This window comes from Bradyrhizobium amphicarpaeae, assembly GCF_002266435.3.
Taxonomy (GTDB): Bacteria; Pseudomonadota; Alphaproteobacteria; order Rhizobiales; family Xanthobacteraceae; genus Bradyrhizobium; species Bradyrhizobium amphicarpaeae.
Genome location: NZ_CP029426.2, coordinates 4,941,603 through 4,958,187 on the forward strand (window position 1 = coordinate 4,941,603; position 16,585 = coordinate 4,958,187).

The 16,585-nt window shown below is 65.9% G+C and carries 14 protein-coding genes; 4 read left to right on the forward strand and 10 right to left on the reverse strand.

Annotated elements, in window-relative coordinates; all coding sequences use genetic code 11:
• Nucleotides 1-143: 143 nt before the first annotated feature.
• Together CIT40_RS23275 and CIT40_RS23280 are read right to left on the reverse strand one after the other, a co-directional pair.
• Nucleotides 144-1,556 (reverse strand): mannose-1-phosphate guanylyltransferase/mannose-6-phosphate isomerase, encoded by a 1,413-nt coding sequence (locus CIT40_RS23275; protein WP_162307634.1) that lies wholly within the window; start codon nt 1,554-1,556, stop codon nt 144-146.
• A gap of 7 nt (nt 1,557-1,563) precedes the next feature.
• The gene (locus CIT40_RS23280; RefSeq protein ID WP_094891568.1) at nt 1,564-2,553 is read right to left on the reverse strand and encodes an NAD-dependent epimerase; all 990 of its coding nucleotides are present in this window, start codon (nt 2,551-2,553) and stop codon (nt 1,564-1,566) included.
• A 185-nt stretch (nt 2,554-2,738) separates the two neighbouring features.
• Between CIT40_RS23280 and CIT40_RS23285 the strand changes: the two genes are divergently transcribed.
• Nucleotides 2,739-3,698, forward strand: coding sequence for a lysylphosphatidylglycerol synthase transmembrane domain-containing protein (locus CIT40_RS23285; RefSeq protein ID WP_094891565.1), 960 nt, complete (start codon nt 2,739-2,741; stop codon nt 3,696-3,698).
• The gene (locus tag CIT40_RS23290; protein ID WP_414645364.1) at nt 3,695-4,720 is read left to right on the forward strand and encodes an MraY family glycosyltransferase; all 1,026 of its coding nucleotides are present in this window, start codon (nt 3,695-3,697) and stop codon (nt 4,718-4,720) included. Before CIT40_RS23285 ends, CIT40_RS23290 begins: the two co-directional genes overlap by 4 nt.
• On the opposite strand, the gene CIT40_RS23295 is transcribed toward CIT40_RS23290, so the two are convergent.
• The 6 genes from CIT40_RS23295 to rfaD form a co-directional block, all read right to left on the reverse strand.
• Nucleotides 4,708-5,655, reverse strand: a complete 948-nt coding sequence (locus CIT40_RS23295) for an NAD-dependent epimerase/dehydratase family protein (RefSeq protein ID WP_094891562.1) — start codon at nt 5,653-5,655, stop codon at nt 4,708-4,710. The genes CIT40_RS23290 and CIT40_RS23295 overlap by 13 nt on opposite strands.
• Nucleotides 5,652-6,872, reverse strand: coding sequence for a glycosyltransferase family 4 protein (locus tag CIT40_RS23300; RefSeq protein WP_162307635.1), 1,221 nt, complete (start codon nt 6,870-6,872; stop codon nt 5,652-5,654). The genes CIT40_RS23295 and CIT40_RS23300 overlap by 4 nt, the downstream gene beginning before the upstream one ends.
• A 2-nt stretch (nt 6,873-6,874) precedes the next feature.
• On the reverse strand, nt 6,875-8,788 hold the full coding sequence (locus CIT40_RS23305; RefSeq protein ID WP_162307636.1) for an SDR family NAD(P)-dependent oxidoreductase: 1,914 nt from the start codon (nt 8,786-8,788) through the stop codon (nt 6,875-6,877).
• Nucleotides 8,789-8,872: 84 nt separating this feature from the next.
• Entirely contained in the window at nt 8,873-10,159 is a 1,287-nt protein-coding gene (locus tag CIT40_RS23310) for an O-antigen ligase family protein (RefSeq protein WP_094891556.1), read from the reverse strand.
• Nucleotides 10,156-11,640: a D-glycero-beta-D-manno-heptose-7-phosphate kinase gene (gene rfaE1, locus CIT40_RS23315; protein ID WP_094891553.1), complete on the reverse strand. Its 1,485-nt coding sequence runs from the start codon at nt 11,638-11,640 to the stop codon at nt 10,156-10,158. The genes CIT40_RS23310 and rfaE1 overlap by 4 nt, the downstream gene beginning before the upstream one ends.
• A 12-nt stretch (nt 11,641-11,652) precedes the next feature.
• A complete protein-coding gene (gene rfaD / locus CIT40_RS23320) occupies nt 11,653-12,633 on the reverse strand; it encodes an ADP-glyceromanno-heptose 6-epimerase (RefSeq protein WP_094891551.1) in 981 nt (326 codons plus the stop codon).
• Between the two features lie 159 nt (nt 12,634-12,792).
• Here rfaD and waaF point away from each other — a divergent pair, with 159 nt between their 5' ends.
• Nucleotides 12,793-13,881 (forward strand): lipopolysaccharide heptosyltransferase II, encoded by a 1,089-nt coding sequence (waaF, locus tag CIT40_RS23325; RefSeq protein WP_094891549.1) that lies wholly within the window; start codon nt 12,793-12,795, stop codon nt 13,879-13,881.
• A gap of 55 nt (nt 13,882-13,936) precedes the next feature.
• Here waaF and CIT40_RS23330 read toward each other — a convergent pair whose 3' ends face one another.
• Both CIT40_RS23330 and CIT40_RS23335 read right to left on the reverse strand, forming a co-directional pair.
• Nucleotides 13,937-14,371, reverse strand: a complete 435-nt coding sequence (locus tag CIT40_RS23330; protein ID WP_349259202.1) for a fasciclin domain-containing protein — start codon at nt 14,369-14,371, stop codon at nt 13,937-13,939.
• 288 nt (nt 14,372-14,659) lie between these two features.
• Nucleotides 14,660-15,517, reverse strand: a complete 858-nt coding sequence (locus tag CIT40_RS23335) for a LysR family transcriptional regulator (RefSeq protein WP_244611830.1) — start codon at nt 15,515-15,517, stop codon at nt 14,660-14,662.
• 96 nt (nt 15,518-15,613) lie between these two features.
• Here CIT40_RS23335 and CIT40_RS23340 point away from each other — a divergent pair, with 96 nt between their 5' ends.
• Nucleotides 15,614-16,585, forward strand: a complete 972-nt coding sequence (locus CIT40_RS23340; protein WP_094891547.1) for a sodium-dependent bicarbonate transport family permease — start codon at nt 15,614-15,616, stop codon at nt 16,583-16,585.

Genomic DNA, 16,585 nt, shown 5'->3' on the forward strand with positions numbered 1-16,585 from the left:
TTCTAGCACGGCCGCCACATTTGTGGCGAATGCCGCCTTGGCGGCCCGGACACGATTTGATTCAAAAAGTTACACGTTCCCCGGGCCTTAAGCCGAAAAATATCGCCTACCTGGCCCGGGTCTCGTGATTCGGAGTTTGCTGGTTACGACCTTTGATAGTCGTCTTCAATCCGGATGATGTCGTCTTCCCCGAGATAGCTTCCAGTCTGGACCTCGATCAGTTCCAGCATGATCTTACCGGGGTTCTCCATCCGGTGGACGGCGCCCATCGGGATGTAGATCGACTCGTTCTCGTGCACGGCCTTCACGGTCTCGTTGACGGTGACGCGGGCGGTGCCGCGGACCACGATCCAGTGCTCGGCACGATGATGGTGCTTCTGCAGCGACAGCCGGCCACCCGGCTTCACCACGATGCGCTTGACCTGGTGGCGCTCGCCATTGTCGACCGACTGGTAGCTGCCCCAGGGGCGGTGCACCTTGAGATGCTCCTCGGTGACCTTCGGCGCGACCGCCTTCAGCTTGGTGACGAGACGCTTCAGGCCGTTGGCATCCTTCTGGCGCGAGACCAGCACCGCATCGGCGGTTGCGACCACGACGAGATCATCGACGCCTTCGAGCGCCACCAGCGCGGAGTCGGTCGTGACATTGCAATTGCGGGAATCCTCGAACACCGCGCTGCCGTGCGACGCGTTGCCTTGCGCGTCCTTGTCGGAGAGCTCCCACACCGCGTGCCAGGAGCCGACGTCGGACCAGCCGCACGACACCGGCACCACCGCTGCGCGCGAGGTCTTCTCCATCACGGCATAATCGATCGAAATCGCCTTCGCCGCGCCGAACGCCTCGGGCTCCAGCGTGACGAAGCCGAGATCGCGGCCGGCATTGTTGACCGCGCTGGTGATGGTCTCGACGCTTCCCGCATCGACCTTGCGATATTCGTCGAGCAGCAGGCTCGCCGGGAACATGAAGTTGCCGCTGTTCCAGAGATAACCCGAATTGACGTAATCGGAGGCCTTCACTGCGTCCGGCTTCTCGACGAAGCGTGCGACCGCATGAACCTCACCGGAGATCACTTCGCCCGGATTGATGTAGCCGTATTCGGTCGCCGGCCGCTCCGGCTTGATGCCGAAGGTGACGATGCGCCCGGTGCTCGCGGCGGTGAGGCCCTCGCGGCAGGCGGCGACGAAAGCCGCATTATCCTGCACGACGTGGTCGGCGGCGAGCGCGAGCACGATGGCGTCACTGGCGCGGTTCTGCGCGAACACCGCGCCGGCCGCGATCGCAGGTCCGGAATCGCGGCGCATCGGCTCGAGGATCACGTCGGCCTCGATGCCGATCTCGGCGAGTTGCTCCAGCACCATGAAGCGATAGGACGCGTTGGTGATGATGATGGGCCGGTCGAACAGGGAGGGATCGGAGACGCGCAGCAGCGTGTCCTGGAAGGTCGAGCGCGCGCCGAACAGCGGCAGGAACTGTTTCGGCCGCACCTCGCGCGAAGCCGGCCACAGCCGCGTGCCGGCGCCGCCGCACATGATCAGGGGGATTATGCGTTTGTCCATCGTCATCTCAAACCTTGAAGTAGTCGCGATACCAGGTGACAAAATTGTGGACCCCATGCTCGATCGGCGTTGACGGTGCAAAGCCGGTGTCGCGCATCAGATCCTCGACATCCGCGAACGTTTCCAGCACATCTCCCGGCTGCATCGGCAGCAATTCTTTGATCGCCGTCCGGCCCAGCTCCCGCTCCAGAAGACCGACGACGTGCATCAGTTCCTCCGGATGGTGATTGCCGACATTGTAGAGCTTAAACGGCGCATTTGCGGCAGCCGGATCGTCCGCAGGCACAAGATCGATCAGCTTGGATACTACACGTGTGACATCATCAACATAGGTGAAGTCGCGGCGCATTCGGCCATGGTTAAACAGCCGGATCGGCTTGCCCGCCATGATGGCGTTTACGAACAGGAACATGGCCATGTCGGGCCGTCCCCATGGCCCGTAAATGGTAAAGAAGCGCAGGCCCGTGACCGGCAGGCGATAGAGATGGCTGTAGGACTGCGCCATCACCTCGTTCGCCTTCTTGGTCGCGGCGTAGAAGCTCACGGGATGATCGGTGCGGTCCGCAACCGCAAATGGCATTTTTGTGTTGGCGCCGTAAACGGAGGATGACGAGGCGTAGACGAGATGACGACAGCCGCTGTTGCGGCAGCCCTCGAGCACGTTGAGAAAGCCCACCAGATTGGAATCGACATAGGCGTGCGGCTGCTCGATCGAGTAGCGCACGCCGGCCTGTGCCGCCAGATGCACGACCTCGGTGAAACGATGCCGCGCAAACAGCGCCGCCATCGTCTCGCGGTCGGCAAGGTCAGCCTCGACGAAGGAGAAGCGAGGGTCGCCCTGCAGCAGCGCCAGACGCGCCCGCTTCAGTGCCGGATCGTAATAGGCGTTGAGATTGTCGAGCCCGACGACGGACCGGCCTTCGCCCAGAAGCTGCCGGGCGACGTGAAAGCCGATGAATCCGGCGGCCCCGGTGACCAAAATCGCCTGATCCGTCATCCTGTTCCCCCGGAGATTCCCTCGCCCGATCCCCTTTAGCCGTCCGTTCGAGGGGATCGCAATAGGCCCGCCGCCGCTCACGACGGCTATTGCAAGATCGGCGCCAAAACCATACCAAAGCGGCCGAATTCGGCGCTCGCGTCGGGTTGCCTCAAATCTTCGCAAACCCAGTTCATGCGGGCGAGATGCGCCGAATCCTGCTGTCGACGGCCAAAATCCTGATTTCCGTGGCGCTGCTCTATCTGGCGCTGCGCAAGGTCGATCTGTCCGAATTGTTTTCGCGCTTCACCGTGTCCAGCCTGTTCTGGATCGGCGCCGCGATCGCGATCACCTTCCTGCAGATCTTCGTCGGCGTGCTGCGCTGGCGCGAGATCAGCGCCGTCTGCGGCGCGCCGCTCGAGCTCGGCCGCGCCATGCGCTACAACGTGATCGGCTCGTTCTTCAACCAGACCCTGCCGTCGGCCATCGGCGGCGACGCGGTCCGGCTGTGGCTGGTCGCGCGCGCCGGCGCCGGCTGGCGTGCGGCGACCTACTCGATCTTCGTCGACCGCGCGATCGGATTGATCGCGCTCGCGATTCTCATCGTCGCGAGCCTGCCCTGGAGCTACACCCTCATCACCGATCCGCACGGGCGCTCGGCGCTGCTGCTCATCGATCTCCTGGCGCTCGCCGGCGGCCTCGGCTTCCTGGTTTTCGGCGCGCTGAAATGGCGCTGGCTGAAGACCTGGTGGGCCACGCATCACATTCACGCCTGTGCCGTGATCGCGAACCGCGTGATCTTCAACCGCAGCCGCGGACCGATCATCGCGATCCTGTCTCTGCTCGTTCACGTGCTCGCCGTCGTCATCGCATGGTGCGTCGTGCAGTCGATCGCAGCCCCGGTCCGCTTCAGCGACGTCTTTATGCTGGTGCCGCCCGTGATGCTGATCACGATGATGCCGATCTCGATCGCCGGCTGGGGCGTGCGTGAAGCCACGATGGGCCTGGCGTTCGGCTTCGCCGGACTTGCCGCCAACGAGGGCGTCAACGTCTCGCTGCTGTTCGGCGCCGTGTCCTTCATCGTCGGCGCGTTCGGCGGCCTGGTCTGGATCCTCAGCGCGGAGAAAGCCGCGCAGGGGTCGGCGCCGATCGGAGTGCCGGAGTGACGACCCTCGTCGCGGGTCCGGACCTTGCGGCGGGACTGGTGCTGTTTGCACTTGCGCCGGCCGTGCTGGCCGCACTGATCTCGGCCGGCATCACCTGGCAGAGCATGCCGCTGCTGCAACGTTACGCGTTGGCGCGTCCGAACGCACGCTCGTCGCACAGGATACCGACCCCGCAGGGTGCGGGCATCGCGGTTGTCGCGGCCACGCTGCTGGTGGCTGCGGCATGGACATCCGGCGCGATCCCCTTGCCTCTGATCGGCTCCGCTGTCCTGATCGCGATGGTCGGGCTCGTCGATGACATCAGGCCTCTGCCAGTACTGCTCCGCCTCGTGTTGCAGGCGGCAGCCGTGGCTGCCGTCGTCTTCACGACACCGGAGACGCTGCGCATCGTGCCGGCCCTGCCGCTCGCGCTGGAGCGTGGCCTCATCCTGCTCGCCGGAATCTGGTTCGTGAACCTCGTCAATTTCATGGACGGGCTCGACCTCATGACCGTAGCGGAGGTGGTGCCCGTCACGACCGCGCTCGGACTGTTCGGGTGGTTTGGCGACCTCTCGCCATCCGCGGCGCTGCTCGCCACCGCGCTGTGCGGCGCCATGCTCGGCTTTGCGCCGTTCAACCGTCCGGCCGCAAAGGTGTTCCTGGGCGATGTCGGCAGCCTGCCGATCGGCCTTTTGCTCGGCTGGTGCCTGCTGGAGCTCGCCTGGAACGGACAGCCCGCCGCGGCGCTGCTGCTGCCGGCCTATTACCTTGCGGATTCCACCATCACGCTGTTTCGCCGGATCGCGCGCCGTGAACCATTCTGGTCGGCGCACCGCACGCACTTCTATCAGCGCGCCACCGACAACGGCTTCACGATCGGGCAGGTGATCGCCGAGGTGTTCGCGCTCAATCTCGTGCTGGCGTTGCTTGCCATCGCCAGCGTTCGCGCCGGCTCGGTGCCGGTCACGATCGTCTCCCTGATCGCAGGCGCGGTCTCGGTCGCCTTCGTGCTGCGGCGGTTCTCCCGCCCTCAGGCATCCTGAGCCGCCAACGCCAGCCGCAGCCCCTCGTCGAGGGAGACCTCGGGCTGCCAGCCGGTTGCGAGCGCCTTGGAGATGTTGAGCTCGAGCGAGCCGATCAGGCTATCATGCGTATCCTGCCGGCCGATCACGCTGAGCAGCGTACTGAGCACGCCCGACGGCACGCCGAGCAGCCGCAGCTTCTTGCCGGATGCTTCCGCCAGCCGCGTGATGAATTCGGGCGTCGAGACCTGCTCCCTGTCGGCGACGAGGAAGATCTCGAAATTGCTGGCGGGATCGGGATGGCCGAGCCGATGCAGGATGAACGACGACAGGTTCTGCACGGCAAGGAAGGCGCGGTGGTTGCGGATCGCGGCAAAGGGCAGCGGCAGCCCGAGATGGACCGCGCGCGTCAGCAGCGCGAAATTGCCCCTGGCGCCCGCGCCATAGACCAGCGGCGGCCGGATCACCGAGATTTTCATGTCGTTGTCGCGCGCCAGCGTCCTCAAGCCCGCCTCGGCCGCAGCCTTTGACATGCCGTAGAGGCCGCGCGGCGTCAGGATGTCGTCTTCGCTGAACGGCGCACGGCCCTCGTTGCTGCGACCGTGCACGAGAACGGTGCTGACGAAGACGAATTGGCGCACGCCGGCCGTCGCCGCGCAACGCGCCAGATGCAGTGTGCCGGCGATATTGACGTTGCGGTAGAGCTGGACCGCGTGCTCCTCGTTCTTGTGGTGCACCCGCGCGGCGAGATGGACGACGGCATCGACGCCCTCCAGCGCGGCGTGCCAATCGGTCTCGGGACCGATCGTTTCGATCACGACCTCGTCGTCGACACCTTGCGGGCTGCGGACCGCGCGGCGGACCGACCATCCCTCGCGCGCCAGCGCAGGGGCGACATGACGTCCGACGAAACCGTTCGCCCCCGTCACCAGCACGACCGGCTTCTTCTCGCTCATCGTTGCTCCGAAAGGTGCGGGGTGCGCAGCAATTCGTCGATTACGCCGGCATAGGCGTTCATCGCAATCGTCCGGTCGAATCGCGCTGCCGTCTTCACCGCGCGCGCCGCAATCGCGTCGTCGTCGGAACGCGACGCCGTGCGGATCGCCGCGGCGAGCTGATCGGCGCGGCCCGGCGTCACGACCCAGCCAAGCCCGTTCTCCACCACCGTCAAGGCCGCCTCGGCCTCCGGCTCGGAGACCAGCAGCACGGGACGGCCGACCGCCAGCAGATTGTAGAACCGGCTCGGCACCGACACCCCCGCCACGTCCTTCCGGTACGGAATGATCCAGAGATTGGCCGCCGCCAGGAACGCCTCGAGCTCGGTATCCGCGACGCGCGCCACGAAGGAGACATTGGAGAGGTTTGCTTCGGCCTGCAACTGCTTCAGCCGTTCGAATCCGATGCCCCAGCCGGACAGCAGGAAGTGAATGTCGGCCTCGTCCTTCAGAATACGCGCCGCCTGGAACACGATCTCGGGATCATGGGTGAAGCCGAGATTGCCCGACAGGCCGACGATGAAGCGCGCGGAAAATCCCTTGCGGAACGGGTTGTCCGAATTGACCGGCCGTGGCGCGGGCACGAGCGTCGCCCAGTTCGGGATGAAGCGGATCTTGTTCCGCGTCATTCCGGCATAGCTCAGCAGCGGCCGCTCCGCGTCGCGGCCGATGGTGATGACGGCATTGAGCGCGCGGAACATCAGGCCGTTGGCGGCGCGCATCGTCCGCGTCACGAGCGAACCCGGCTTCAACAGGCCCGCCATCACCAGCACGTCGGGAAAGAGGTCGTGCATGATCAACGCCGAGCGTGCGCCCTTGAACCTGGCTGCCGCCGCCACCGCGTAAGGCAGCATGAACGGGGCGGTGACCGTGAGCGCGACGTCCCCTGCCTTGAGCTCCCGCATCAACGCGACGAACGTGCGCGCCGCGAACAGCAGCTCCGACACCCCGCGCCGCACCAGCGCCGCCTTGCCCGCCATGCGGTTCTTGATCGCGACGACGCGCGGCTTGCCCGGTCCGGTCTGCAAGGCCGGCAATGCGCCCGGCCAGCCCGAGAGCACGACGACCTCGTGCTCGGCGGCGAGACGGCAGGCGATCTCTGCCATGATCGCCGCCGTCGTGCTCGTATCCGGCGGGTAATGCTGGCTCGCGACGACGATCTTGCCTCGAGGCTGCATGGTCAGGCCGCGGTCGACCCGAATTCGGGCACCGCATCCTTCAGGATGGTCCTGATGGTGGCGCGATCGTCGCGCGCGATCGCCTGCTCCAGCGCCGCGATCCATTTGCGCAGCGTCTGCATCGGCGGCTCGTTTGGCTGCGCGGCCATGATGCCGGCAACGCCGATCTCGCGGGTCGGCTCCTCGGTGGCGAACAGGATCTCGTGCAGGCGCTCGCCCGGCCGCATGCCGGTGAACACGATCTCGATGTCGTAGCCGGGCTGCAGTCCGGACAGGCGGATCATGCGCTCGGCGAGATCGACGATCTTCACCGGCTGGCCCATGTTGAGCACGTAGACCGAGACGTCGGGTCGGTGCGTTCCGAGCGCATGCGTGGCCGCAGTGATGACGAGATCGCAGGCCTCGCGGATGGTCATGAAGTAGCGGACCATGTCGGGATGTGTCACGGTCACCGGACCGCCGGCCTCGATCTGGGCCTTGAATTTGGGAACCACCGAGCCGTTCGAGGCGAGCACGTTGCCGAACCGGACCGAGATCAGCCGCATCGCCGGCCTGGCGCCGCCGCTACCTGCCGCAAGGTCGTGATCCAGCGCCTGGCAGTACATCTCGGCGAAGCGCTTGGTCAGGCCGAGCATCGACACCGGCTCGATCGCCTTGTCGGTCGAAATCATCACCATGGCTTCGGCGCCGGCGGCAACGGCGGCATCCGCAACGTTGATCGAGCCGAAGATGTTGGTCTTGACGCCCTCGCTCCAGTCGCGTTCGAGGATCGGCACGTGCTTGAGCGCGGCGGCGTGGAACACGATGTCCGGCTTGAACCCGGCCATCAGGCGCATGATGCGCTCGCGGTCGCGGATGTCGGCGATCCGTCCCTCGACCTCGGCAGCCGCGCCTCGCGCGGCGAGCGCCTCCGTGATCGCATAGAGCGCGGGCTCGGAGTTTTCGACGATCAGGAGCCGCGCGGCGCCGAAGGCGACGACGCGCTCGCAGATCTCCGACCCGATCGAGCCGCCGCCGCCGGTCACGATCACCGCCTTGCCGTTGATCAGCGCCTCCAGGCGGGCATAATCGATGGTCTCGCTCGGCCGCAGCAGGAGGTCCTCGACCGCGACGGCCGTGAGCCGCGGGGTGTCGCCGCTCTCGAGCGAGGGCATCCGGTTGACGATCACACCCAGCTTGCGCGCCCGCATCAGGATCGATTCCGGATGGGATTCCGGCTCGAATGCCGACGGCGTCATGACAAGGCGCGCGATCGGCTTGTTGCGCTTGGCGAAGTCGGCGACGACGTCCTCGACGTCGTCGATGCCGCCCAGCACCGGCACGTTGCGGATGAACTGGCCCCGATCCGAATTCGACGGCGACAGCAGGCCGACCGGCCAGATGCGCTTGATCGCCCCGCTCTCGATGCCGCGCAGGAGCACCTCCGCATCCGCGGCGCGGCCGATCAGCAGCGTCGGCGCGGCCTCCTCGCCCCTGGCGTGACGCCTCACCCGCGTGTAGCGGAAGTAGCGGTAGGCCATGCGCAACGCGCTGAGGCAGGAGATTTCGAGGAACCAATAGAGGACGATCGTCACCTTGCCGAGGAAGAAGGCGCCGCGGACGTTGGGGGCGACGAAGATGTAATCGAGCACGAGCAGCGCGACCGTGAGCACAGTCGCGACGCGGATGATGTTCAGCGCGTCAGGCAGCGAGATGAAGCGCCATTTCGTCGTGGTCAGGTTGAAGATGAAGAACACGACCACGCTGAAGGCGAGGAAATAAGGCAGGATCTGGAACAGCAGCGGCAGGCGGTCGAAGAAGCCGTCGCCACCCTCGAATCGCAGATAGAAGGCGGCAAAAAGCGCCGCCGCGGTCGCCAGCAGGTCGTGGAGCGCGATCAGGAAATTGCGCAAGGTGAGATGCGAAAGACGCGTCATCCGCCGACCGATGAAAACCCAGTTAGATGCAACCTGACCGCGCTGATAGCCCATCTGGGCTGGACTTGCCAGCCGCGCGGCCGCTCAGGAACCGGCTTCCCCCATCTTCACCTGGGGCTGTTGTGCCCGGAGCACCATGCCGCCGGCAACGCCGACGCCGATGACGTACATCCAGCCCTCGTGGAAGTCGAACAGATGGGAATTGAACAGCGAGGTGAAGACGTTCTGCACCACCACCAGAAGCCCGATCCAGTTGGCCAGCCCCTCGCCGCGAAACAACCGCAGGTGCAGGATCCAGATCGCGTAGAGAACGGCGATGCCGATCATGCCCCATTGCACGGCAACGTTGAGCGTCTGGTTATGCGGGTTGCCGATCACCTCGGCGGAGGCCTGGTACCGACCGGCGGGGGTCGCAACGCGTTCGAACAATCCGCGCGTCGAACCGGTGCCGTGTCCCTTGATCGGCGCCTCCGCGAAGAAGCCGAGCGACTTCCGCCAGAATTCGAGCCGCAGGCCGAGCGAGGTCGGCTCGCCATTTTCGACATAGCGCGTGTAGTCGTCGGAAAACCTCTCGGCAGTATGGCGCAAATGCGGCGAGGCCTGCCAAGCGAGAACGGCGCCGACGAGCAAGGCGGCGGAGATGAGCCCGATACTGCGCCTCTTGAGATGCAGCAGCGCGAACACGCCGAACATGATCGGGATGGTGACGAGCGCGGTGCGTGACACCACCACGAAGGTCATGTTGACGAAGAAGCCCAGTGCCAGTGCCGTCAGCAGTCCGGCGAACCAGTATCGCCTCTCACGCAGCAGCATCACGATCGGATAGGCGAGCGCGACCGCGCAGAGCGCGAATTCCTGGCTTTGGTCGATGTAATTCTTGACGAAGATGCCGCGCTCGGCCGGATCGGTCTTGAGTGCGAGGTTCGGATAGAAGGCGACCAGCCACGACATCACCGACAACAGGGCGCAGGACACCAGGAAGGCGACGAAGATCCAGCGGCCGCGCGGCGAGCGCTCGAAATGATAGAGCAGCACCGGCAGCACCAGCAGCTTCATGGTCGGATTGACCGCATAGAAGCGCGCGCCCCAGGCTGCGTCCGACCACAGCGTCCCCACCAGCGCGAGCAGGACGAGCGCGATCGGGGCCGCGCAGATCGGACGCTTCAGGGATTGCAGGAACGCGCGGACGTCGAGGAACGGCACCATGCAGAGCAGCATCAGCACGTTGAAGATGCCCGTCAGCGAGGTCGACCAGGGCAGCGAGGCCGCGGTCAGGATAGCAAATAGATCGACGGTCTCGCTCCAGGCCGCCGGGCTGCGCAGGCGGCGAAGCAACATCTCGCCGGTCGTCTCGCGTGCCAGTGCCGTCACTTGCCCCCTCCCCGGGCGCGATGGACCAGCGCCGTCGTGCTGAAGCCCTGGAGGATGTCGACCAGCACGACCGTTCCGCCGGCTTGCTCGACGACCTCGTGGCCGACCACCTGCTCGCGGGTGTAATCGCCGCCCTTCACCAGCACGCCGGGCTTGATCCGCGTGATCAGGTCGATCGGCGTGTCCTCTTCGAAGATGACGACGAGATCGACGGCTTCGAGCGCGGCGAGCACCTCGGCACGCGCGCGCTCGTCCTGGACCGGCCGCTCGGCGCCCTTGAGCCGCCGCACCGAGGCGTCGCTATTGAGCCCGACGATCAGGCGGTCGCAAGCGGCGCGCGCCGCAGTCAGCACCTTGACGTGGCCGGGATGCAGGATGTCGAAGCAGCCATTGGTGAAGCCGACACGCTGGCCCTGCCTGTTCCATTCGGCGAGCTGCGCATCGAGGGTATCAGGCTCGAGCACGATCTTCTCCTCGGCCGCCAGCGTGGCATGCGGCAGGATCTTCCGGCGCAGCTCGGCCGCGCTCACGCTGGCAGTGCCCTGCTTGCCGACGGCGACGGCGGCAGCGGCACTGGCCATGCGCAACGCCGTGTCCCAGTCCGCGCCTGTCGCAAGCGAGACCGCGAGCGCGGCGGCGACGGTGTCACCGGCGCCGGAGACGTCGCGCACCTTGACCGGGAAAGCCGGAACGTGAACCGCAGCACCATTGCGCGGCACCAGTGTCATGCCGTGCCCGCCTTGCGTGACCAGGATCGCCTCGCAATCGGCGAGCCGCATCACATCCTCGCTGGCGTCGACGATGCTTTGTGGCGTGTCGGCGCGGCTGCGCGTTGCTTCCGAAAATTCCTTGCGGTTGGGGGTGAGCAGCGTCGCGCCGCGATAGATCGCCCAGTTCAGGCTCTTGGGATCCACGATCACGGGCTTGCCGAGCTTGCGCGCGGCGTCGATGGTGTGGCGGATGACGCGCGCCGTCAGCACGCCCTTGGCGTAGTCCGAGAGCAGCACGACGTCGGCGCGCGCGATCTGCGGCAGGATCGCCTCGATCAACCTGGTCTCGACGTCGTCGGACGCAGGCGCCGCCTGCTCCCAATCCGCCCGCAGCATGTGCGTGGAAAAATGTTCGGAGACGAAGCGGACCTTTCGCGTGGTCGGCCGCGTGGGGTCGCGCACCAGCACGTTTTCGATCGCAGCAAGCTCATCCAGCGCCGCCTCCAGCCGTGCGCCTGCATCGTCCGCGCCGACGAGGCCGACGAAGATGCAGCGCGCGCCGAGAGAGGCGACATTGCGCGCGACGTTACCGGCGCCGCCGATGTGGATCTCGCTGCGCTGGGCCGTGATGACGGGCGTCGGCGCTTCCGGCGAGATCCGCGACACCTCGCCATAGACGAACTCGTCCAGCATGATGTCGCCGATGCACAGCACCGTGCGGCCTGAGATGGCCTTCGCGAGAGCGTCGAAATCGAGAATGGGCGTCGGCATGGTCAAATGGCCTCAGCGGAAGCGGTCGGGCCGGTCGAGGTAATCCCCGACATAGGCCTTCACCGCGTCCTCGAGCGTCGTGAAGCCGCCATTATAGCCGGCGCGGTGGAGGCGATCGACCTCGCTCTGGGTGAAGTACTGGTAGGCCCCGCGGATCTGCTCGGGCATGTCGATATATTCGATGTTGGGCCTGGTGCCGAGCGCCGCATAGGCGGCCTGCATCAGATCCTTGAAGCTGCGCGCCTTGCCGGTTCCGACGTTGAAGAGTCCTGATACCGATGGTGTCGCGAGCAGCCACATCACCACGCGCACGACGTCGTCGACATAGATGAAATCGCGGCGCTGATCGCCGTCGGCGATGCCCTCGCGGTGCGACTTGAACAATTGCACGACGCGGCCCGCCTTGACGTCGTCGAAGCGCCGCGCCAGCACGCTCATCATCGAGCCCTTGTGGTACTCGTTGGGGCCGAACACGTTGAAGAATTTCAGGCCCACCCATTGCGGCGGGAGCTTCTCGCCGCGCGCGGCACGTTCGGCGACCGCGAGATCGAACATGTGCTTGCTCCAGCCGTAGAGATTCATCGGCCGCAGTTTCTTCAGCGCCGGCAGCGAGCCGTCGTCGTCAAAACCCGTCTCGCCGTCGCCATAGGTCGCCGCCGAGGAGGCATAAATGAAGGGCACCGCGCCCGCCGTGCACCAGTCGAGAAGGCGCATCGACAGGCGGAAATTGGTCTCGAAGACGAGGTCGCCGTCGGTCGCGGTGGTCGCGGAAATTGCTCCGAGATGGATCATTGCGTCCAGCTTGCGGCCCTTCAGCCAGTCCATCAGCTCGTCGGGCGGAACGATATCCACAAGCTGGCGCTTGGCGAGGTTCCGCCACTTGCCCTCGTTGCCGAGGACATCGCAGACCACGACGTCGCTGCGGCCGGCGTCATTGAGCGCGGCCACGACATTCGACCCGATAAAACCGGCCCCGCCGGTCACTAGCAACATTCAGAAATCCCTGCCCGATCTTTGCGGCCCGGTCCTGCCGTAGCGCATGAGCCGCCGAAGTGTAAGCGGTTTTGGAATTGAACGGTCTGCCGGCTTTACCTGCCGGCCCGGAGCGGCTACCGAACCGCGATAATCGGATCGCCGCGGCCCCATCAACAAATGAATGCAGATTCGCAATTTAGTGAAGACGCCGATCCGGACGACACGCGCCCGATCCTGATCATTCCCTACATGTGGATCGGCGATTTCGTCCGGAATCACACCGTGGTGCGGGTCCTGAAAGAGCGCTGGCCCAACCGGCCGGTCGATCTGCTCACCACATCCCTCTGCGCTCCGCTGGTCGATTACATGCCCGGCGTGCGCGAGGGCATCGTCTGGGACCTGCCGCGTGGCCGCCTCGCCGTCGCCCGCCAGCTCGCCTTGGGGAAGCTGCTGCGCGAGCGGAACTACGGCACGGCCCTGGTGCTACCCCGGACCTGGAAGGCGGCCATAGCACCGGCGCTGGCCGGTATTCCTGAACGGGTCGGCTTCGTCGGCGAATTCCGGTTCGGCCTGCTCAACCGCTGGCGCTGGGGCGAGAAGAAGCTGCCCCGCTTCATCGACAAGAACGCCGCCCTGGCCCAGCCCGATGGCGCGCCCCTGCCTCCGGAATGGCCGGTGCCGCAATTGCGGGTCCCGGCCGAGGACATCGTCCGCTGGCGACAGGCCAACGGCCTCAGCGCCGGCGCCGCGGTGGCGCTGGCACCCGGCTCGGTCGGCGTGTCGAAGCGCTGGACCGGCTACCCCGAGGCCGCCCGGCTGCTGGTCGAGCGCGGGCTCGAAGTCTGGGTGGTCGGCGGCCCCGGCGAAAAGGGCCTCGCCCAGGAGATCGTCGCCGCGGGCGGTCCGGGGATCCGCGATCTCACCGGCACCGATTTGCGCAACGGCGTGCTGGCGATGGCCGCCGCCGGTGTCGCCATCTCCAACGATTCCGGCCTGATGCACATCGCGGCCGCACTGGGCACGCCCACCATGGGCATCTTCGGCCCGACCAGCCCCTATCTCTGGGCCCCCCTCAACGGCCTCGCCGCGACCGTGGTCCAGGACAAGGAAAAGCTGTCCTGCCAGCCCTGCCAGAGCACGATCTGCAAGATCAACGACCACCGCTGCATGCGGAATATCGCCGCGAGCGAGGTGGTGGGGATTGCTCAGACAGTCTTGGCGGAGTCACGCGTCACGGGCCGGGACATCGAGCACGGACAGTCCTGACCCAAATCGCACCGGAGACCACCCTGCGTCGGCACGGGTGGTCTCCGGTCGATCGTCAGTGATGCGTCTTGCCGCGCGCCGGAGGCAGCAGCACGGTGTCGATGACGTGGATCACGCCGTTCGACGCCTCGATGTCCGGCTGGATGACATGCGCGTCGTTGACCGTCACGCCGAAGCTGCCGTCGACGCTCACCGGCTGGCCCTGGACGGTCGCGACCTTGAGCGACTTGCCGGCCACGTCAGCCGCCTTCACGCGGCCCGGAATGACGTGATATTTGAGCACAGCGCGCAGCTTGGCCTTGTTCTTGAGCAGCGACTCGACGGTGCCCGGCGGCAGCTTGGCGAAAGCCGCATCGTTCGGCGCGAACACCGTGAACGGACCCTTGCCCTTCAGCGTAGGTACGAGGCCGGCGGCCTTGACGGCGGTGACGAGTGTCGTGAACTGCCCAGCGGAGACCGCGGTGTCCACGATGTCGGCGGCGCGTGCCATCGAGGGGCCGAGCAGACCAGCGACCAAGGCGGCTCCAGCCACGAACGAACGAATTGCGGGCGTCATCATTTTCTCCGAGTTGCTGTGATCTTGTTTCCACCGATGTGACGGATGCGCACGAAATCCACCTTGCGATCCGATGCGATCGACGTTGACGAAACGGAGCCTCGCGACCGCTGGATCACCTGCCTGTTGGAAAATCCTGCGGCGCAGTGCCGCGCTCGATCAACGCGACAGTGAACAACGAGCGATGCGCGCTCGTGGATCACCGCGCTCCCGGAGGACGCGTCAGCTCAGGGTCTTGATTACGAACTCCTTGAGGCGTTGCGCCGGCCGGGGGAGACGGTCGCGCTCCAGGATCGCGATCTCGGTATCCTTCAGGTCGGGCATCGGCTTTCCGTCCACGACATGCAGATCGGGCGGGACCATGTCCTTCGGAAGCACCGTCACGCCAAGCCGGGCGCGCACGGCCGCCAGCGTTCCCGCCAGCGAACCGCAGGTGTAGGCGACGCGCCAGGACCTTTTGGCGCGATCGAGCGCCTCGGTGGCCCGCTTCCTGTAGACACACGGCTTGGGCGACACGGCGAGAGGTAAAACGCCCTGCCTGAGATCGAGCCCGCCCGTCACCCAGACCAGAGGCTCACGCCAGACACGGATGCCGGGGATTTCGATGGATCGCTCACGCTTGATCAGAGCGAGGTCGAACGCGCCCTTCCTGAAGCGCTCGATCAGATTCATCGTCAGATCGCAGGTGACCTCGAGGTCGACCTGCGGATAGGCCTGGGCGAAACGCGAGAGCACGTCGGGAAGATGGCGGGTCGCGAAATCCTCGGGGGCCCCGAGCCGGACCAGCCCGCGCATCGCCGGCTCCTGGATGCGCGAGACCATCTCGTCGTTCAGATCGAGCATGCGCCGCGCATAGTCGAAGAACGTCTCGCCTTCCGCGGTCAACGCAACCGATTGCGGCGATCGCTCCAGCAGCTTGCTGCCGATCTGCTCTTCCAGCCGGCGGATTTGCAGCGAGATCGTGGATTGCTGCACGCCGAGCCCCTGCGCGGCGCGTGTGAAGTTTCCGAGCGATACGATGGCGACGAAGGACCTGACCAGGTCGATGTCCAGATTGACGCGCGTGCGTGGCATCATCATTGCCTTTCTCAATGATGATATTCAATACAATCAATTTCGACAAAGGCCAGCCGAAAGCTATCAGGGCGCTGTTGAACAAACACGTCAGGGGGTCCCGTGCTTGCGCTTGCCGTCCAGAACCTTGTCTCTCCTCCCGTGCTCTTCTTCGGAATGGGCCTCGGGGCTTCGCTCGGCCGGTCCGACCTGTCCGTGCCCGAGGCGATCGCACGCTTCCTCTCGCTCTATCTCCTGATCTCGATCGGCTTCCGGGGCGGCGCCGAGGTCGCCCACCAGGGGCTGACGCTGACGCTGGTGGCAACGATCGCGGCCGGAATCGCCTTGTCCGGCGGCTTGCCGTTCCTCGCCTACGCCTTCCTGCGCACTATCGCAGGCCTCGACCACGTCAATGCGGCGGCGGTGGCCGGACATTACGGCTCGATCTCGGCCGTGACCTTCGTCGCCGTCACCGGCGCCCTGACCCAGCTCGGGCTGCCGTTTGACGGCTACATGATCGCCGTTGCGGCTGCGATGGAGACGCCGGCGATCTTCTCCGCGCTGTTCATCGCGCACGCAGGGCGAGGCCGGGCCGAGGGAGAGATGCCAAAGGATTTCCTGCGGGAGATCGCGCTCAACGGCTCGATCGTGGCCCTGCTCGGCGCGTTCGCAGTCGGCTGCGTCACGGGCGAACGCGGCATGACCTCGCTCAAGCCTTTCCTGCTCGACGCGTTCGCGGGATTTCTCTGCATCTTCCTGCTCGACATGGGTCTGCTCGCCGGCCGGGGGCTGCGGGACGGCTGGCGGTCGCTGTCCGTCCCGGTCGCTGCCTTTGCCTGGGTCATGCCGCTCGTCGGCGCCGCGCTGGCGGCGGCCCTGGCGTGGCTGATCGGATTGCAGGCCGGCAGCACGGCGGTGCTGATGACGCTCGGCGCCTCCGCCTCCTACATCGCCGTGCCGGCCGCGATGCGGCTGGCGCTGCCCGCAGCCAATCCCGCGATCGCGCTCACGCTCTCGCTCGGTCTGACGTTTCCGTTCAACCTCACGGTCGGCATCCCCCTGTACATCGCCGCCGCACAGATCATCGCACAATGA